At 66.9% G+C, this 17857-nt stretch carries 15 protein-coding genes; 6 read left to right on the top strand and 9 right to left on the bottom strand.

What is annotated here, in order from left to right:
- Positions 1-4: 4 nt before the first annotated feature.
- From lldR to BKE09_RS21095, 4 genes are all read right to left on the bottom strand, one after another.
- On the bottom strand, positions 5-769 hold the full coding sequence (gene lldR, locus BKE09_RS21110) for a transcriptional regulator LldR (protein WP_075677836.1): 765 nt from the start codon (positions 767-769) through the stop codon (positions 5-7).
- Between the two features lie 53 nt (positions 770-822).
- Complete coding sequence (gene lldP / locus BKE09_RS21105) at positions 823-2481, bottom strand: L-lactate permease (RefSeq protein ID WP_075677834.1); 1659 nt, start codon at positions 2479-2481, stop codon at positions 823-825.
- Between the two features lie 223 nt (positions 2482-2704).
- Positions 2705-3157 carry an MgtC/SapB family protein gene (locus tag BKE09_RS21100; protein ID WP_005410036.1) on the bottom strand — a complete coding sequence of 151 codons (453 nt, stop codon included), beginning with the start codon at positions 3155-3157 and terminating at the stop codon, positions 2705-2707.
- Positions 3158-3286: 129 nt separating this feature from the next.
- Entirely contained in the window at positions 3287-4045 is a 759-nt protein-coding gene (locus BKE09_RS21095; RefSeq protein ID WP_075677832.1) for an SDR family NAD(P)-dependent oxidoreductase, read from the bottom strand.
- 396 nt (positions 4046-4441) lie between these two features.
- On the opposite strand from BKE09_RS21095, the gene BKE09_RS21090 reads away from it, so the two are divergent.
- Together BKE09_RS21090 and BKE09_RS21085 are read left to right on the top strand one after the other, a co-directional pair.
- Positions 4442-5395, top strand: coding sequence for an AraC family transcriptional regulator (locus tag BKE09_RS21090; protein ID WP_075677830.1), 954 nt, complete (start codon positions 4442-4444; stop codon positions 5393-5395).
- Positions 5396-5750: 355 nt separating this feature from the next.
- Positions 5751-6215, top strand: a complete 465-nt coding sequence (locus BKE09_RS21085) for an SMI1/KNR4 family protein (protein WP_075677828.1) — start codon at positions 5751-5753, stop codon at positions 6213-6215.
- Positions 6216-6287: 72 nt separating this feature from the next.
- Here BKE09_RS21085 and BKE09_RS21080 read toward each other — a convergent pair whose 3' ends face one another.
- The 3 genes from BKE09_RS21080 to BKE09_RS21070 all read right to left on the bottom strand — a co-directional run bounded on the left by BKE09_RS21080 (position 6288) and on the right by BKE09_RS21070 (position 10164).
- Entirely contained in the window at positions 6288-8198 is a 1911-nt protein-coding gene (locus BKE09_RS21080) for a CocE/NonD family hydrolase (protein WP_075677826.1), read from the bottom strand.
- Positions 8199-8419: 221 nt separating this feature from the next.
- On the bottom strand, positions 8420-8806 hold the full coding sequence (locus BKE09_RS21075) for a DUF4440 domain-containing protein (protein WP_075677824.1): 387 nt from the start codon (positions 8804-8806) through the stop codon (positions 8420-8422).
- The gene (locus tag BKE09_RS21070) at positions 8806-10164 is read right to left on the bottom strand and encodes an MFS transporter (protein ID WP_075677822.1); all 1359 of its coding nucleotides are present in this window, start codon (positions 10162-10164) and stop codon (positions 8806-8808) included. Before BKE09_RS21070 ends, BKE09_RS21075 begins: the two co-directional genes overlap by 1 nt.
- Positions 10165-10269: 105 nt before the next feature.
- On the opposite strand from BKE09_RS21070, the gene BKE09_RS21065 reads away from it, so the two are divergent.
- Positions 10270-11166 carry a LysR family transcriptional regulator gene (locus BKE09_RS21065; protein ID WP_075677820.1) on the top strand — a complete coding sequence of 299 codons (897 nt, stop codon included), beginning with the start codon at positions 10270-10272 and terminating at the stop codon, positions 11164-11166.
- A gap of 99 nt (positions 11167-11265) precedes the next feature.
- Here BKE09_RS21065 and BKE09_RS21060 read toward each other — a convergent pair whose 3' ends face one another.
- Positions 11266-14061 (bottom strand): glycoside hydrolase family 3 C-terminal domain-containing protein, encoded by a 2796-nt coding sequence (locus tag BKE09_RS21060; protein ID WP_075677818.1) that lies wholly within the window; start codon positions 14059-14061, stop codon positions 11266-11268.
- Positions 14062-14399: 338 nt separating this feature from the next.
- On the opposite strand from BKE09_RS21060, the gene BKE09_RS21055 reads away from it, so the two are divergent.
- Both BKE09_RS21055 and BKE09_RS21050 read left to right on the top strand, forming a co-directional pair.
- Positions 14400-14834: a glyoxalase/bleomycin resistance/dioxygenase family protein gene (locus tag BKE09_RS21055; protein ID WP_014037567.1), complete on the top strand. Its 435-nt coding sequence runs from the start codon at positions 14400-14402 to the stop codon at positions 14832-14834.
- A 304-nt stretch (positions 14835-15138) separates the two neighbouring features.
- The gene (locus tag BKE09_RS21050) at positions 15139-15843 is read left to right on the top strand and encodes an AraC family transcriptional regulator (RefSeq protein WP_075677816.1); all 705 of its coding nucleotides are present in this window, start codon (positions 15139-15141) and stop codon (positions 15841-15843) included.
- A gap of 9 nt (positions 15844-15852) precedes the next feature.
- Here BKE09_RS21050 and BKE09_RS21045 read toward each other — a convergent pair whose 3' ends face one another.
- Positions 15853-16743: a sterol desaturase family protein gene (locus tag BKE09_RS21045; RefSeq protein ID WP_075677814.1), complete on the bottom strand. Its 891-nt coding sequence runs from the start codon at positions 16741-16743 to the stop codon at positions 15853-15855.
- A 176-nt stretch (positions 16744-16919) separates the two neighbouring features.
- Between BKE09_RS21045 and BKE09_RS21040 the strand changes: the two genes are divergently transcribed.
- A complete protein-coding gene (locus tag BKE09_RS21040) occupies positions 16920-17825 on the top strand; it encodes a LysR family transcriptional regulator (protein ID WP_075677813.1) in 906 nt (301 codons plus the stop codon).
- Positions 17826-17857 lie beyond the last annotated feature (32 nt).

Genomic DNA, 17857 nt, shown 5'->3' with positions numbered 1-17857 from the left:
GGGGTCAACCGTGTGGGGAAGGTAGACGCGAGGCCCGCGCACGCCGGGCTTCGTTGTCATCGAGGGTGCGCAGCGTGGTGTGCACGAACTCGAGGTGGGCATGCGCGGCGGCGCGCGCGCGTTCGGGGTCGCCGGCCAGCACCGCGTCCATCATCTCGCGGTGCTGGTCGGACAGCGGCGAGAAGGTCCTCGCCGAGGTATAGAGCTTCTCGCGGCTCTGCGAGATGTTGGTCTGCAGCAGTTCGAACAGGCCGCGCATCACCTGCAGCAGCACCAGATTGTGCGAAGCCTCGGCGATGGACAGGTGGAAGGCGGCATCGGCCTCGGCTTCGCCGGTGGGGTCGTCCTTGCCGTGCGCGTCCATCATGGTCTGGAAGGCCTGGGCGATGCGCGTGCGATCATCGTCTGTCGCGCGCAGCGCCGCATGCCAGGCGGTGGCACCTTCCAGCGCGTGGCGGATCTCCAGCACGTCGAAGCGGTATTCCGGGTCGCCCTGGAACAGCGGCAGGTACGGCGCCAGCGGTTCATCCAGCGCCTGCCGCGCGCGCGCCGCGGGTTCGGCCACGTAGGTGCCGCCACCCACCCGTGCGGTCAGCAGGCCCTGGCTGGCCAGCTGCGCGATGGCCTCGCGCAGCGCGGTGCGCGAGACCCCCAGCTGCACCGCCAGGGTGCGCTCGGCCGGCAACCGGTCACCCGGCTGCAGCCGCTGTTCCTGCACCAGGCCGCGCAGCTGCGCGGCCACCTTGTCCGAAATACGTTGCGTGCTCATGGTGCCATTGTGGCCCGAAGCGCGCAGCGGGTGGTCGGCTGACCGTGCATGGCTCAGGGAATCATCCAGGTCAGCCAGTAGGCCTGCGCCAGGGTGATCAGGCCGACCATCGTGGTGAAGATCAGGCTGTGCTTGACCGTGAAACGGAACAGGTCCGATTCCTTGCCGGCCAGGCCGACCGCAGCGCAGGCAATGGCGATCGACTGCGGCGAGATCATCTTGCCGGTAACGCCACCGGTGGTGTTGGCCGCCACCAGCAGCACGTCGGATACGCCGATCTGCTGCGCGGTGGTGGCCTGCAGCGCCGAGAACAGAGCGTTGGACGAGGTGTCCGAGCCGGTCAGGAACACGCCCAGCCAGCCCAGGAACGGCGAGAAGAACGGGAACGCGTCACCGGTGTGCGCCAGTGCCAGCGCCAGCGTTGCCGACAGGCCCGAGTAGTTGGCGATGAAGGCGAAGGCCAGCACCATGCCGATCGAATAGATCGGCATGCGCAGCTCACGCACCGTCTCACCGAAGGTCTGCAACGCCGACCGGGCCGGCATGCGCAGCGCGATGATGGCGATCACTGCGGCGAGGATGATCGAGGTACCGGTGGCCGAGAACCAGTCGAACTTGTAGATCGCCTCGTAGCTGAGCGGCGCGTCCACGATCGGTGGCATCTTCTGCACCCTCTGGTCCAGGCCCGGCACCGGGAGCTTCAATACCCAGCTTTCCAGCGGGCCACCCGCCGCGAACAGCAACTTGAACGGCTTGATGCTCCACAGCGTGACCATCGCGGTGAGAATCAGGAACGGCGACCACGCCTTGGCGATCTGGCCGACGCTGTAGCGCGGCGCTTCCAGTGCCTGTGCAGCCGCCTCGGCGCTGGTTTCGGTGTCGAAGCGGAAGATCCGTACCGGCTTCCAGCGGCGCAGGAACAAGGTCAGGCAGACCAGCGATGCCAGCGACGCGGTGATGTCCGGCAGTTCCGGGCCGATGAAATTGGAGGTCAGGTACTGGGCGATGGCGAACGAACCACCGGCCACCAGCACCGCCGGCCAGGTCTCCTTGATGCCGCGCCAGCCATCCATGATCGCCATGATCCAGAACAGCACGATGAGGGTCAGGAACGGCAGCTGGCGGCCGGCCATCTGGCCGATCTCGAACGCGTCCAGGCCGGTGACCTGCCCGGCTACGATGATCGGAATGCCCATCGCACCGAACGCTACTGGGGCCGTGTTGACGATCAGGCACAGGCCGGCGGCATACAGCGGCTTGAAGCCCAGCCCGACCAGCAGCGCCGCGGTAATCGCCACCGGCGCGCCGAAGCCGGCCGCACCTTCGAGGAAGGCACCGAAGGCGAAGCCGACCATCAGCATCTGCAGGCGCTGGTCTTCGGTCACCGACAGGATCGAGGCGCGGATGATGTCGAACTGCCCGGTCTTGACCGAGACTTTGTAGAGGAACACCGCGCCGATGATGATCCAGGCGATCGGCCACAGGCCGTAGACGAAGCCGAATCCGGCCGCGCCCAGTGCCTGGGTCAACGGCATGCGGTAGAACAGCAGGGCCACGCCGAGTGCGATGGCCACAGTGATCGTGCCGGCGAGCCAGCCCTTCATGCGCAGCACGGCCAGGGCAACGAAGAAGAACGCGATCGGCAGCAGCGCGATCAGGCTGGACAACCACAGGTTGCCGGCGGGGTCGTACAGGTGTTGCCAGGGCTGCATGAAGGCTCTCGACTGGGGCGGGATGTGCTCCACCGTGGGCGGTGGGTCGCCGTGGTCGACATTTATTGGTCATACCAATAAGTGGAATCATCGGACCACGTGGAGCGGATTTAACCGCCGCTCCGGCGAAGCGCCTATTAGACCATAGGGCTAGGCGCCATATTGGTCCGACCAAATGGATCGCTATGGTAGTGCCGGCCGCTGGCCGGCAACTCGAGATTCCCTACGAAATCCGTTTCTCCAACCGCCGCATCACTGCCAGCACCAGCACGCACAGCACGCTCACCCCGATCGCAATCACGTACTTGCCGATGCCCACGGCGATGCCGATGGCCGCCGCCATGATCAACGAGCTTGCGGTGGTCAATCCGCTGACCTGGTCCTCGCGCGAGCCGCGCAGGATGGTGCCGGCGGCCACGAATCCCACGCAGGCCACCACCGCTTCGATAAGACGTACCGGGTCAACCTGCAGCAGGTCGCGGTAACGCTCCTGCTGGAAATGCTCTGCCACTGAATCGCCGAGTCCAACAATCAGCGCAGCAGCGCCGGCAATCAGCATGTGCGTGCGCAGGCCGGCAGCGTGCTTGCCCATCTCGCGCTCGACGCCGAGCACGCCGCCGAACAGCATTGCTGCGGCCACGCGCAGCAGGATCGAGACATCCTGGGTGAGTTCCATGGGCAGGCTCCGGGAGTTTCCCGGAGCGTCGCGTGGCGCCCGTGGCACAGAGGTGAAGGCCACCCCACAGTCCGTTCACCCGGTAGCGCCGGGCCATGCCCGGCGTCACCGCACCCTGCGTTCAACGCATCACTGCGCGAGGTAGCCACCATCGATGGCGTAGTACGCGCCGGTCGCGAACGAGGCATCGTCACTGGCCAGCCAGGCCACCAGTGCCGCCACTTCCTCCGCCGTACCCAGCCGCTTCAGCGCGTGCCGCCCTTCCAGCGTGGCACGCACCTTCGGGTCCATTTTCTCCAGCAGCGGCGTGCTGATGAAACCCGGGCCGACCGCATTGACACGGATACCATCGCCCGCATGCTCCCAGGCGGCGGTCTGGGTCAGCCCGACCACGCCGTGCTTGGCCGCGACGTACGCAGTGGAACCGGCATAGCCAACCTGGCCCAGGATCGAGGCCATGTTGATGATACTGCCGCCGGTACCGGCCGCCCGCATCGCCTGGATCTGCGCACGCTGGCACAGGAACACGCTGGTGAGGTTGACGTCGATCACGCGCTGCCAGCCATCGATCGGATAGTCACCGCTACTGGCCGCCGGCCCGCCGATACCGGCGTTGTTGACCGCCACATGCAGGCCGTCGAGTTCCTTGATCGTGCGCTGCACGGCTGCCTCCACCGCAGCGTCGTCGGTAACGTCCAGCGCGATGCCAATGGCCTGTGCACCGGTGCTGCGCAACTGCGCCACGGTGGCATCCACCGCATCCTGCTTCAGGTCCCAGACCGAAATACGGGCACCGGATGCGGCCAGCGTCTGTGCCACGGCCAAGCCGATGCCCGACACGCCGCCGGTCACGATCGCGGTCTTGCCGGACAACTGGTAATCAATCATCTGCATTCTCCAACGGTGGGGGTAGCGGTGCGGCGCGCGGCCGCCAATCAACCACCTTACGCCGCCGGCTGTGACAAGCAGGCCAACAGCATGCCCGCGGATGATCGTTCCAGCAATGAAACCTCAACCGAGGTTCATGTAGGGAATCAAGTACGGATATAGCGCCAAAACGCTGGCGTATGTTCGACGCCCCGTTCAACTTGGCCGTAATGACCAATCGGTTTGACCGTATTCAAATCCCCTGCGAATGATTCGCAGCGACAATGGGAAACGTTTCCAGTTTCTTCGACACATTCCTTCCAACCTGGCGTTTTCCAGCCTTCCAGGCTGCCCGCTACGCGGCAGCACAGGGCCCCATGGCCGCCAGCGCCTCCCCCCTCCTGTACGTGCCGAGCGATGTCCCGATACTTCACCTTTGCCGATTACCGCCGCTTCGGCCAACGCCATGGCTTCGATTACCGCGCTGATCCGGAACACCTGCGCGAGGACCAGTGGGCCGGCCACGGCGAAGTCAACGAACAGTTCATGCGCGGTGGCATGAGCCTGATCGCCTCCGACGTGCACAACCGGTTTCCCTATGTGGCTACCGCGCAGCAGCGCCCCGGGCTCGCCATCCGCGTGATGCTGCAGGGCCAGGTCGACGTGCGTATCCCGCGACGCGGAAGTTTCACCCTGCGTGCCGGCACCGCGATGACCGCCCACCATCGCGACCAGATCGAGATGACTGGTGCACACCCCGGCGAAACGCGCCTGCGCGGGGTCAGCGTGATCGTGCCGGGTGGCATCGACGCGGATGTCTTCCAGATGCCACAGCTGGAAAAGGCGCTTGGCACGCACCTGGAATGCCGCCACTGGGCCATTCCCCACACCATGCTGCCGGTGCTGGGCCAGTTGTTCGACAGCCCGTGGCAGGACGGCATCGACGCCTTGTGGCGCGAAGGCGTGGCACTGCAGCTGCTGGCCCTCGGCCTGCAGGCCGAGGATCTGCAGACCGACCAGGTGCGCACGCTGCGCGCCGGCCAGCGTGAGCGCCTGGAACGGGTGCGCAGCTACCTGCATGACGACCCCAGTCATGCACACAGCCTGGTCGAGCTGGCCCGGCTGGCCTGCATGAGCCCCAGCTCATTGCGCCGCCACTTTGCCCAGCAGTATGGAAGCTCGGTATTCGACTACCTGCACGAGCAGCGCATGCGCCATGCCGAACAGGGCCTGCGCGAGGACGGCTGGACGGTTGAACAGGCCGCTGCCGCCAGTGGCTACCGCCACCCCAGCAACTTCGCCGCCGCGTTCCGCAAGCGCTTCGGCCTGGTCCCCAGCCGCTGGCGTACGGGGCCCTCGAAGGTGGGATGAGGATCCCCGCTCCGGTAGGTGTCGACCTTGGTCGACACGCTCCTGCACCGTTGCGGATGCCGGCCAGCGGCCGGCACTACCACACCCGTCTGGATCAACCCGCTGTGGCTCAACCCGGGTAGGTGTCGACCTTGGTCGACACGCTCTCGCGCCATCGCGAACGCCGGCCAGCGGCCGGCACTACTGCACCCGCCTGAATCGACATGCCATGGCCCCGCCTTGCTAGGTGTCGACCTTGGTCGACACGCGCCGGAAGTGATCTTGTTCCCGAGACATCTCCGCACATGTCGCATATGCCCATTGCCACCAAAGATGGGCAGCGCCATCGTAGTAAGGCTGACTACAGGGACTTCTCGTGGACAACCGAGATCAACCAAGCACGCCTTACTTCATCCGATGCATCCAAAGTCCATGGCTACCCGAGACAGGCGCGCATGCGGACGATCTACGCAGCTTACAGGCACATTGGAGCGAGGTAGCGATTCCAGAGGACTTCATACAGCTCCTGCGTTGGTCAAACGGTGGGCGCTGCGTGTTCCCTCATGCTTATGTCGACCTATGGTCCGTCGCCAGCATCATTCAGCTCAACCGCAGCTACCAGATCTGTCGTTATCTTGGCGACTCCCTGATGGGCATTGGAACGGACGGTGGATCGACGCTCATCGCGCTGGTTCTCTGCCCGCTCAGTCGCGGACAGATCGTCTCATTCGATATGGGCGATCTCGACATCAGCCGGAGAAAGCCCATCGCCGAATCTATTGCCGAACTCTTTCGGAAGTTCGACAGCGGGCTGCTGACGAGCGACAACCTTTATCCTTGAACATGGGAATGCCGGCCAGCGGCCGGCACTACCACGTGCTGCCGGGCTATGCCCGGCATCATCCTCTCCGCTTCAATACACCGGCAGATCGATGTAGCTGGCCTGCGCCGCACTGTGCCAGACCCGCTGCGTGGCCTTCTGGTAATCGCCCGGCTTGGCCAGGTAGATGTTCGGCACGTAGGTCTGCGGGTTGCGGTCGTACAACGGGAACAGGCTGGACTGCACCTGCACCATCACCCGGTGCCCCTTCTGGAAGGTGTGGTTGGCATTGGGCAGGTCGAAGCGGTACGGCAGCACCTGGTTGGCGGCCAGCGGCTTCGGATCGCTGAAGCTCTCGCGATAGCGGCCGCGGAAGATCGCTAGCGACACCGGCAGCTCGTAACCGCCCATCTCCGGCGTCGACGCTTCCTGGTCCGGATACACGTCGATCAGCTTCACCACCCAGTCGCTGTCGGTGCCACTGGTCGACGCCTGCAGGTGCACCACCGGCGCGCCGCCGATGCGCAGCGGCGCGGTCAGCGGTTCGGTGATGAAGGTCAGCACGTCCGGGCGACCATCAACGAAGCGCTGATCCTTGACCAGCCAGGTGGTCCACATGTCGCGGTCACCGAAGCGGACCGGGCGCGGCACGAACGGCACCGGCTTGGCCGGGTCGGACACGTATTCCTCGAAGTCACCCTCGCCCGCCGCCGGTGCCTGGAACGCCAGCTTGCCGCCGGCACGCAGGTAAAGCGGCTTGCTGCTGGCGGCACAGCCCTTGTCGCAGCTGCGCGGCCAGCCCTTCAGGCGATCCCAGTGGTTTTCACCGGTGTTGTAGATCAGCACCGGCGGCGTGTCCGCCTTCGGCGCACCGTCCACCAGGTACTGGTCGAAGAACGGCTTGAGCACATCGCGACGGAACTGCAGCGCGGTATCGCCATCGAACTTCAGCGCACCCAGCTCGCTGCCGCTGTAGTTCACCTGGCTGTGCCGCCACGGGCCCATCACCAGGTAGTTGCGGTTGTTGCCGCTGTCGCGCCCTTCCATCGCCTGGTAGGCGTGGTTGGCACCCCACATGTCTTCCTGGTCCCACAGGCCCTGCAGCCACATGGTCGGCACCTTCAACGGTGTCTTCGCCATCACCGCGTCCAGCGCCTGGCCCTGCCAGAAGCCATCATAGGCCGGGTGCTCGACCAGCTTCTTCCACCAGGTCAGCTGGTCCACGCCGGTGAAACGCGCGTAGTCGCCGGCCGAACCGATGCGCAGGAAGGTGCTGTAGTCGTCGTAGCCGAGGCTGGGCAGCGGCGTGCCCTTGCCGCGCTTCTCGGTCTGCATCGCGAAATAGTTGAAATTGACCTGGCGGAACGCACCGTAGTTGAGCCAGTCGTCACCCATCCAGCCATCGACCATCGGGCTCTGCGGCGCAGCCACCTTCAGCGCCGGGTGCGGGTCGGTCAGCGCCATCACCACGGTGAAGCCCTCGTACGACGAGCCGAGCATGCCGACCTTGCCGTTGCTCTCCGGCACGTTCTTCACCAGCCAGTCGATGGTGTCCCAGGCGTCGGTGGAATGGTCGACTTTGGTGTTGTTCAACGGCCCGCGCAGCGGCCGGGTCATCACGTAATCGCCTTCCGAGCCGTACTTGCCACGGATATCCTGGAACACACGGATGTAACCGCCGTCGACGAACACCTCGTCGCCCTGCGGCAGCAGGTCGCGCATGCGCGGCGAATCACTGCGGTTGGCGCGGCCAGCGGCATCGTAGGGCGTACGGGTCAGCAGGATCGGCGCGTTGTGGGCGCCCTTGGGCACCACGATCACCGTATACAGCCTGGTGCCATCACGCATCGGCACCATCACCACGCGCTTGTCGTAGTCGCGGCCGACATCGGGGGCAACAAAGGGCTTGCCGCTGATGTCCGGGGTCATCGGCGGGGTATCGGCGGCCAGCACGGTGCTGGACAGGCAAAGGGCGATGGCTACAGCAACGGCACGCACACGCATGGACAACCCCTCCCGGCAGGAAAGCCTCAAGCCTACTCCTGCCCCGTGCCGTGAAGTGTGTGCAGGCTTTGCATTCTGCGGTGGATGCAGGCAGGACTGATGGCACATGTGCCTCCGGTGCCGCTGCGCTCGCCGGCAACCGGTAGTGCCGGCCGCTGGCCGGCAACTTCATGATCCTGGGGCGCGTTACGCGGTTGCCGGCCAGCGGCCGGCACTACCGGTCAGGCCACCGGCACTTCATGCAGCGCCAGCCAGCGCCAGCGACCCTCTTCCTGCCTCAGCACCGCCAGCGACTCCCGCCATGCGGGTGCGCCGCCATCGATCGAATGCCCTTCGCGATAGCGCAGCACCGCCAGCGGTGAAGGCGCTTCCACCGCCTGCACGGCGTCGATGGAAATCTGCAGCCCTGGACGCGCGCCATGGCCGCCCGCGAACAGCGCCTGCACGGCAGTCCGGTCCAGCCTGCGACCCGCGATGCCGACCATGCTGAAGTCCGCGCAGAAATGCGCCATCAGGTCCTGCAGCGCGTCGGTGCTGACGTCGGCACGGAACCAGGCCTGCAGTTTGTCGTGCAGGTGGTGGATTTCATGTTCTGCGGTGGTATCCATCAGGCATTCTCGGGTTGCGGAAAGGAAAGCTGTTGCGGCCGGCGCAACAGCGCCAGAGGCAGCAGGGTCAGTACGGCGGCCAGCCCCAGCGCTACGCGGGTGGCATGGGCCGGCAGCCATTGCATGGCCAATGCCAACAGCAGCGCGATGGCCGCGGTGCCCAGGCAGAAGCTGAGCTGGCGGTTGAGGTTCCAGAGTGCGCTGGCATCACCCAATGCTTCGCCCTCGACCCCATGGAAGGCCAGCGTCTGCGCGGTGCTGCTGCACAGGCTGCCACCGGCGCCCATCAGCGCGAACAACAGCGCGGCCAACGCGAAGGCCGGCTGCGGCAGCAGCGCCATCAACAGCAGGCCGCTGGCCTGCAGAAGCATGCCCGTACGCAGTACCGTGGCCGGGCCGAAGCGGGCCAGCAGGCGCTTGCTGGCCGTGATCGCAATGGCCGAGGCCAGCGCCCACGGCAGCATCAACCCACCGATGCGTGCCGCGCTGTAACCGGCCTGGTGCAACTGCAGCGTGCTGACCAGCTGGCTGCCGATGAACACACCGGGCACTGCCAGATAGACCAGCATCGCCAGGCGCAGCCCGCGATGGGACAGCAGTGACCAGCGCAGCAGGGGCTGCGCCTGCTGCCGTGCATGCCGCAGGTGGGCCGCCGCCAACAGCATTGCGATCAACAGCAGTACGGCACCGGCGGCCCGATGGCCGGGTTCGCCCAGCCAGGTCAGCGCCAGCAGCAGCGCGCCCAGCGCCAGCATCGCGGTGGACAGCGCATAGGCCTGCAGGCGTGGCGCACCACGCGCGCCGTCGGCCGGCATCCACGCCAGCACCAGTCCAATCGCCACCACGGCCAGCGGCAGGCTGGCCCAGAGCACACCGCGCCAGGACAACCACTGCACCAGCAGCCCACCGAGCGCGGGCGCCAGTGCCGGCACCAGCAGCGCCACCAGCAGGATGCGCCGGGTCAACGCGCCACGCTGGTCTGGCGTGCAGTGCCGGTACGCTGCCGCCTGTGCCACCGGAATCAGCAGGCCACCGGCCAGGCCCTGCAGCAGCCGCCAGCCCAGCAACCAGCCGATACCCGGTGCGGCGCCCGCCAGCGCAGCGGCAACCGCGAACAGCAGCAACGCCGCCAGCAGCAGGCGACGCTCACCACAGCGCGCGGCCAGCCAGGGCGCCAGCGGAATCACCACGCTCAGGCCCAGCATGTAGGCGGTGCCCACCCAGGCCAGGGTGCTGATATCGGCGTGCAGCTCCGCTGCCAATGCAGGATAGGCCACCGTGGCGATGAACATGTTGACCAGATCCAGGGCGAACACCAGCAGGAAGATCGCCTCATGGCGCAGGCGGGGGGACGGCATCGGCGGCGCTCCAGCGGGGAAGTCGCAAGCATGCCGTCCGGACCTTATTGGAACAACACGACGGCAGCTGCAACACTGTCAAATCTGTTTTGACAATGGACCACCATGGTCAGCCTCGATCGCTTCGATATCTTCCGCGCCGTGGTCGAGGCCGGCAGCCTGACCGCCGCCGCCGACCGCCTGGGCCTGAGCCGTGCGGTGGTCAGCTTCAACCTGAAGCGGCTGGAGCAGGAGCTGGGCGTGACCCTGCTGCTGCGCAGTACCCGCCACCTGGCCCTGACCGATGCCGGCGAGCAGTTCCTGCAGCACTGCGTGCAGGCGCTGGATGCCGCACAGGCGGCGATCGATGCCGCACGCCGCGACCAGCATCAGCTGCAGGGCGTGCTGCGCCTTACCACCACCCCGGAGTACGCGCAGCTGCGCCTGATTCCCGCACTGGAGGCCTTCCGTGCGCGGCATCCGGCCCTGCAGTTGCATCTGTCGACCTCACCGGCGCCGGCCGACCTGATTCCCGAACGTTTCGACCTGGCGATCCGCCTCGGTCGCCTGCCCGATTCGGGCCTGCATGCCAGTGAACTGGAACGGCACCCACTGTGCGCGGTGGCGGCTCCGTGCCTGCTGGCACGCCTGCCCTCTGCCGATGCTGCCGATGACCCCGTGCAGCTGGGCACCCTGCCCCGCCTCGGCTACCCGCGCCTGGCCGACGTGCCGGTGGTGGCACCGGATGGCAGCGACGCCTTGTTTGCCACCAACCCGGGCAATGCAGTGGTGCGCGTGGATGGCGCCAGCAGCCTGCGCGCCTTCGCCGTGGCCGGCGCCGGGGTCACCGTGCTGCCACGCTGGCTGATCGAGGACGACCTGGCCCAGGATCGCCTGCGCCCGGTGCTGCGCCAGCACCGGTTTCCACAGCAGAGCGTTTACGCGGTCTACCCGCACAGCACGCAGCCCTCACCGAAGGTGCGGCAGCTGATCGATTTCCTGCGCGGGTGGTTCGTCACCTGAAAAGGGGACGGAGGGGTTTAAGTCGTTTATGCATAAACGACTTAAACCCCTCCGTCCCCTTTTTTTGCGTGGCCCCTTGCGGGGCCATGCCTTCAAGCCTCAGCGCAGCACCTGCTCCACCAGCTGCACGTCCACCGCCTGCAGCGGTTCGGCGGCGTTGCGCGACAGCTGCACCTGGTAGGTGCCGCCGTCGATCTTCCACTGGCGGGCCTGCGCATCGTAGTGGGCCAGGGTCTTCGGCTCGGCTTCGATGCGGATGCGGCGCTGTTCGCCCGGCTGCAGGGTCACCTTGTCGTAGCCGATCAGGCGGATCGGCGTGGTGCTGCCGGCCGGCAGCTTCAGGTACAGCTGGGCGACGTCGGCACCGGCGCGCTTGCCGGTGTTGCGGATGTCGACGCTGGCGACCAGGCGCGAGCCTTCCACGCTCACCTTCAGGTTTTCATAGGCGAACGAGGTGTAGGACAGGCCATGGCCGAAGGCGAAGGTCGGGGTCAGGCCCTTGGCCGCCATCCACTTGTAGCCGACGTTGGCGCCTTCGATATCGAAATCGAACACATCACCGAACGGTTTGGCCGGCTTGAAGCCGAGTCCGTCGATGTGCGGGCGCGGCAGCTGCGATTCGTCCACCACCCAGGTCACCGGCAGGCGGCCGGACGGATTGACCTGGCCGGTCAGCAGCGCGGCAATGCCTTCGCCACCGCGGATGCCCGGGTACCAGGCCTGCAGCATCGCCGGCACCTGCGCCAGCCACGGCGTGCGCACCGGGCCGTTGGTTTCCAGCACCAGCACGGTCTTCGGGTTGGCCTTGGCCACCGCCGAGATCAGGGCGTCCTGGTTGTCCGGCAACTGCATGTCCGGCAGGTCCACCGATTCGGCCGCCCACTGGGTGGCGAACACGATGGCCACGTCGGCCTGCGCGGCTGCCTTGGCCGCAGCGGCGGCGTTGGTGCCGTCCACATACTCGATGGTTGCATCCGGACGTGCCTCACGCAGCGATTCCAGCGGCGAGGACGGGTGGAAGATCACCGGGCCCGGCCAGGTGGTCGGCAGCACGCCCGGCACCGCATTGGTGCCCTTGGCGGTCACGCCCACCATCGATGAACCACCACCGCCGATCACGCCCTTGTCGGCATGACCGCCGATGATGACGATGCGCTTCACGCTGTCGGCCAGCGGCAGCAGGTTGCCTTCATTGCGCAGCAGCACGCTGCCTTCTTCCACCGTGCGCTGGGCGACGGCGAAACCAGCCTCGGCGTCGACTTTCTGGTGCTGCGGCGGGTTGTCGAAGTTGCCGTGCAGGAACATCGTGCGCAGGATGCGCGCCACCATGTCGTTCAGCCGCGCCTGCGGCACCACGCCGCCATGCACGGCCAGGCGCAGCGGTTCGTCGAAGAACACCGCCGCGTCGAACACTTCACCGGCCGACTGCTGGTCCAGGCCGGCCAGCGCCGCCTTTGAGCCACTGTGCACGCCGCCCCAATCGGACATCACGAAACCGGGGAACTTCCATTCCTGCTTCAGCACCTGGTTCATCAGGTAGCCGTTCTCGCAGCCGTAGGTGCCGTTGATCTTGTTGTACGAGCACATCGCCACGCCCGGGCGGCCGGCGTCCAGCGCGATCTCGAAGGCCAGCAGGTCGGACTCGTGCATGGCCTGTTCGCCGATGCGCACGTCGTGGAAGTTGCGGCGGGTCTCCATGTCGTTCAGCGCGAAGTGCTTCATCGAGGAGATCACGTGCTGGCTCTGCACGCCCTGGATCAGCGCGCCGACCATCGAACCGGCCAGCAGCGGGTCTTCGCCGGCGTATTCGAAATTGCGGCCGTTGCGCGGGTCGCGCTGCAGGTTGACGCTGCCCGACAGCAGGATGTTGAAGCGCTGCTGCCACGCCTCGCGGCCCATCGTCGCGCCACCGGCAAAGGCAACCTGCGGGTTCCAGCTCGATGCGGTGGACGGGCCCGACGGCATCGCCGTGGCGAAGTCGCCCGGACGGATGCCACCCGGATTGGTCACGCCGACGCCGGCATCGGCCGACTGCTGCGACGGAATGCCCAGGCGCGCCACGCCCGGCACGAAGCCGGCCGAGCCGACCGCACCTTCCGGCAGCGGACCACCATCCTTGCCCAGCCCGAAGTAGCTGTGCAGCATCTGGAACTTCTCATCCTCGGTCATCGCCTTCAGCAGCAGCGCAGCGCGCGCATCGGCGTTGAGGGTGGTGTCCATCCACGGCGTGTCGCCGTGCTTGTCGGCGGCGTAGGCCAGGGTCAGCAGCGTGGCATGCAGTGTGCTGCCTTCCACCTTGAACGGTGCACTGCTGGCGGCCTGGAAGCCGTCGCTGAAATAGCTGGCATCCGCTTCCAGCGCCACACGCGCCGGGTCGAAGCCGGCAGCCTTGGCCGATTCACCGGCCACCGCGCCAAGCAGCACCGCCGGTGCGCCCAGCCGCGAGCGCGTGACCAGCGCCGGCAACTGTGCGGCACCTGCACCGGCATCGGTGTAGACCGCCACGGTGTGGCGGCCGTCGTCCAGGCGCAGGTAGTTCAGGCCCGGCTGGTCCGGACCGGATTCGGCAGCGATTGGCAACCGGGTCAGCACAGCCTGGCCGCGCTGGGTCTGGCCATCGTCCTTGCCCGCCGCAATGAAGCGGTACTCGTAGCCCAGGCCGTCGGCCAGCACCTGCAGCGGATCGACCTGGCCGATACCGCGCTGCACCTGGCGCACGCTCACCGCGTCCACCTTCAGGCTCTTCAGCTGGGCGGCCAGGGCCGGCATCGCCTCGGCGGTCGGCGCCTGTTCCAGGGTCAACACGGTGAACGCCGCAGGATCGGCCCAGGCCGGAGCGGCGAGTGCGGCAGACAGGGCCAGGGACAGTGCAAGCGGCTTTGTAAACGTTTTCATCGGCAGGCGTAATTCCGTTGCCAAGGCAATCGGTCCAGGGAAAGTGCCGCCGAAGGGTGCAGCGTTCATGCCGCGCAGGGGTTGCCAGGCAACGTCCCGCAGGCCGAAGGACCGGCCGGTCTGCGCGCGGGACCCTCCTCCCGGCGTGACAACCTGCCTGCCCGGGCCGCGCAGGGCGACCCAATCATGTGAAGATTGTGCGAGGGCGTTCACACCTGTCAACAGGACCTAAGTCACAGGGGCAACCTGGCCGCCGGTTATCAGGCCATCACCGGCAGTCATCAGCAGGCCGCACAGGGCTGCCGATAATGGGGCGTCACCGGCCCTGAACCCCGCCCATGAACATTCACCGCGACTTCGATCATCTCTGGCGCGACCGCTGTGATACCTCGAGCCAACGCAGCCCACGCGTGCTGATCCGGGTATTTGTTGCGCCTGGCGAACTGGAGCGCAGCGTGGCCTTCTACGAGCAGCTGCAGGGCGTGGTGGCCGATGCGGGTTTTCCGTTTCCCGATGCCGGCCTGCGCCTGGCAATGGTCGGTGCATTCCTGCTGATCGAAGGGTGCGATGAAGCGCTGGCGCCATTCACCTCGACCACGGGGACGCTGCTGGTCGATGACGTTCGGCCCTATCACGACAAGCTGGTCGCCGCGGGCGCCGAGATCATCTTCCCGCTGCAGGTGGTACCGACCGGGGCGGCGTTCAATGCGGTGCATCCCGATGGCACCGTGGTCGAGTACGTACATCACCGGCCCGACCCGCACGGGCGGTGAGGGTACGCATGGCCGGGCTGCGCCCGGCACCTGCGGTAGTGCCGGCCGCTGGCCGGCAACCTCAAAAGCAAAAGCGGCTATCCGTGGGGGGCGGGGTGGGTCCGGTTGCGGGGGACGCCGTAAATACGTCCTTGTAGGCTCGGTCGCGCCATCCATGGCGCTCACGCCCCCGCAACCGGACCCACCCCGCCTTCGACAGTTTCCTGCGAGCTGTTGGAACCTGCTGCTGTTGGTGGGTGCCGACCGTTGGTCGGCACGGGATCGGATCTCCAGATATTCCATTCCGATGGAGATCCATCCACGCATGGCGTGGATCTACAATTCCTCCATGTCCTCCCCCGCCCAGCCCTGGAATGGCACGCTGCTGCTGGATGCTCACGTAGCCGTGCTGCAGGGCCACGCCGGTGGCAGCGATACGCACGCGCACTACGCCCATCAACTGCTGCTGAGCGACGGCGCGCCCTGGCAGGTCGAGATCGATGGCGTGCAGCAGCAGGGCCAGCGGCTGTGGCTGCCGTCATTCCAGCCGCACGCAATCCTGTCGGCGCCGCAAGCAGGCTGCACGGTGTTCCTGGAGCCGACGCACGCCGATCCCGCACAGATCCAGCAGCACCTGCACGCGCTGCCGGGCAACGCGCTGGCGCTGCACGACTGGTTGCCACGGCTGAGCCGGCCGCAACCGCTGGACCGCCGCGTGCAGGCAGCGCTGTCCCGTATCGCCCAGCACCTGCCCGGCCCGGTGCCGGCCGCCGATATCGCCGAGGCGGCGCATCTATCGACCAGCCAACTGCATCGGCGCTTCCAGTCCGATCTGGCGGTGACCCTGCGCGGCTGGGTGCTGTGGCAACGGCTGCGCAGCGCACTGATGCATCATCTGCGCGGGCACAGCCTGACCGACAGCGCACACGCGGCCGGATTCGCCGACCTCGCCCATCTGTCACGCAGCCTGCGCCGCATGTTCGGCATCGGTGCCGCACAGCTGCACGGCCTGCAGCTGCATGCGGCCTGACACCGCCGATCATCCGCGCCTGCGCAACCCGTCCGGCAGCTCCGGCACCTCGCCATGCGGCAGTTCGCGGAACGGCGCCAGCAGCTGCCCCGGATAATCGCGCGGATAGTCCGGTTGGCTGCCGATGCCGAGGTCGCGTTGCTGCAGCCGATAGCCGGGCGCATCGAAGGCGGTCCCCAGCAGGTGATCCCAGACAGTCAGGAACAGGCCGAAGTTGACGTCGCCGGCGGTGCCGTAACGCATGTGGTGGAAGCGGTGCAGCGGTGCCCAGGCCATCACCCGGCCCAGCACGCCCGGGCGCATGTCCACGTTGGAGTGCTGCAGCAGCAGCTGGATGGCAATGGCGAACGCCAGCACCGCGGCCACCGGCATCGGCAGGCCCAGCAGCAGCAGCGGCAGCACGCCACCGACGACTTCGGCCGCCTGGTGCAGCGGGTGTTTCATCAGGCCATTGAAACCGTACATGCGGGTGACGCTGTGATGTACCGCGTGCAACCGCCACAGCCAGTCGATGCGATGGCTGGCGTAGTGCACCAGGGTGATGCCAAGGTCGGCGCAGACGATGGCCAGCAGCACCTGCAGAACAAACGGCCACTGCAGCGGCCACAGCTGCCACGGAATGAGCGTTGCCAGCAGCGGCACTGCGGCGATCGACAGCAGGTTCAGGCTTTCGTTGACCAGCGCATGCAGGGTGTCACGCAGGCTGTCGCCCTGGCCGTGGTTGAACGCGGGGTCATACGGCCAGGCACGTTCGGCAGCGAACGAGACCGCGATGGCGACCGCCAGCAAAGCCAGCAGCCATAGCGGGTCGCCGTGGAGGTGGCCGACCCAGACGACGGCGGCGGCAACGAAACCGAGCAGGAACAACGGGGTATACAGGCGGAGGATCCAGTGCTTCATGGGCAACCCGAAACGTGAGGGGCCTGCATGCTGCCGTGGCGCGACGGTTGCGGGCTTGAACAAACGGCGCAACACGGCCCGTCTCTGGTGGATGTCCATCGTGGTCGGCATCGCGTTTCCCGCATCCGCGCACGGCGCGGCTCTACAATGGCGCCCTCTTCGCGCCCGAGACCGGCATGGATTCCTTCAACCTGATGCGCGCCTTCCGCCGCATCGTCGAACGCGGCGGGTTGGCCCGCGCCGCCGAAGACCTGGGCATGTCGCCGGCCGGGTTGAGCAAGCAGTTGCGCACGCTGGAAACACACCTGGGCGTGGTGCTGCTGCAGCGGACCACGCGGCGCATGAGCCTGACCGAGACCGGCCACGCCTATTACCGCGAATGCTGCCGCCTGCTCGACGAGCTGGACGCATTGGAACGTGGCATCGCCGAACAGCGTGGCGAGGTGGCCGGGCGCCTGCGTGTCAATGCACCGCAATCGTTCGCACTGAGCACGCTGTCGCCGCTGCTGCCGCGCTTCCTGCAACAGCACCCACAGCTGTCGCTGGACCTGGTGATGGAAGACCGCCTGCTCGATGCGGTGGGCGAAGGTTTCGATGTGTCGCTGCGGTTGCGTGCCGAGCTGGATGACTCGCGACTGGTTGCGCGCCGGCTGGCCTCGCTGCAGCAGGTGCTGTGCGCGGCCCCGTCCTACCTGCGGCAGCATCCGGCACCGCAGGCGGTGGACGATCTGCAGGCGCACAGCGTGTTGGCCTACAGCCTGTCCGACTCGCCCGGCAGCTGGCCGCTGCTCGGCCCCGATGGGCAGGTGACCATCACCCTGCCGGCGCGTGTCACCGTCAACAATAGTCTGCTGCTACGCGACCTGCTGATGGCCGGCATGGGCATCGGCGCCCTGCCCTCGTTCCTGGCGGCGCCGGCGCTGGCCCGTGGCGAACTGCAGCAGGTGCTGCCCGACCACCGCTATCCACCACGCTTCGTGCATGCGGTCTACCCCACATCGCGCCACCTGCAACCCAAGGTGCGTGCCTTCATCGATTTCCTGCACGCTGAGCTGCCCGGCTGCGCCGGCCTGGATTCGTAACCGCCAGCGAAAACTGAGCTGCCCGCGGCGTG

It is taken from the genome of Stenotrophomonas sp. TD3 (assembly GCF_001939825.1).
Taxonomy (GTDB): domain Bacteria; phylum Pseudomonadota; class Gammaproteobacteria; order Xanthomonadales; family Xanthomonadaceae; genus Stenotrophomonas.
The sequence above is the reverse complement of the archived record's forward strand: the minus strand, read 5'-3'. Positions and strand labels throughout refer to the sequence as shown.

Excerpts from the sequence above, each read along its gene's own strand:
- BKE09_RS21055 (WP_014037567.1), top strand. The coding sequence starts at position 14,400 with ATGAACATTCACCGCGACTTCGATCATCTCTGGCGCGACCGCTGTGAT.
- BKE09_RS21080 (WP_075677826.1), bottom strand. The coding sequence starts at position 8,198 with ATGCGTGTGCGTGCCGTTGCTGTAGCCATCGCCCTTTGCCTGTCCAGC.
- BKE09_RS21100 (WP_005410036.1), bottom strand. The coding sequence starts at position 3,157 with ATGGAACTCACCCAGGATGTCTCGATCCTGCTGCGCGTGGCCGCAGCA.
- BKE09_RS21040 (WP_075677813.1), top strand. The coding sequence starts at position 16,920 with ATGGATTCCTTCAACCTGATGCGCGCCTTCCGCCGCATCGTCGAACGC.
- BKE09_RS21045 (WP_075677814.1), bottom strand. The coding sequence starts at position 16,743 with ATGAAGCACTGGATCCTCCGCCTGTATACCCCGTTGTTCCTGCTCGGT.
- BKE09_RS21050 (WP_075677816.1), top strand. The coding sequence starts at position 15,139 with ATGGCGTGGATCTACAATTCCTCCATGTCCTCCCCCGCCCAGCCCTGG.
- BKE09_RS21095 (WP_075677832.1), bottom strand. The coding sequence starts at position 4,045 with ATGATTGATTACCAGTTGTCCGGCAAGACCGCGATCGTGACCGGCGGC.
- BKE09_RS21065 (WP_075677820.1), top strand. The coding sequence starts at position 10,270 with ATGGTCAGCCTCGATCGCTTCGATATCTTCCGCGCCGTGGTCGAGGCC.
- lldR (WP_075677836.1), bottom strand. The coding sequence starts at position 769 with ATGAGCACGCAACGTATTTCGGACAAGGTGGCCGCGCAGCTGCGCGGC.
- BKE09_RS21060 (WP_075677818.1), bottom strand. The coding sequence starts at position 14,061 with ATGAAAACGTTTACAAAGCCGCTTGCACTGTCCCTGGCCCTGTCTGCC.
- BKE09_RS21070 (WP_075677822.1), bottom strand. The coding sequence starts at position 10,164 with ATGCCGTCCCCCCGCCTGCGCCATGAGGCGATCTTCCTGCTGGTGTTC.
- BKE09_RS21090 (WP_075677830.1), top strand. The coding sequence starts at position 4,442 with ATGTCCCGATACTTCACCTTTGCCGATTACCGCCGCTTCGGCCAACGC.
- BKE09_RS21075 (WP_075677824.1), bottom strand. The coding sequence starts at position 8,806 with ATGGATACCACCGCAGAACATGAAATCCACCACCTGCACGACAAACTG.
- lldP (WP_075677834.1), bottom strand. The coding sequence starts at position 2,481 with ATGCAGCCCTGGCAACACCTGTACGACCCCGCCGGCAACCTGTGGTTG.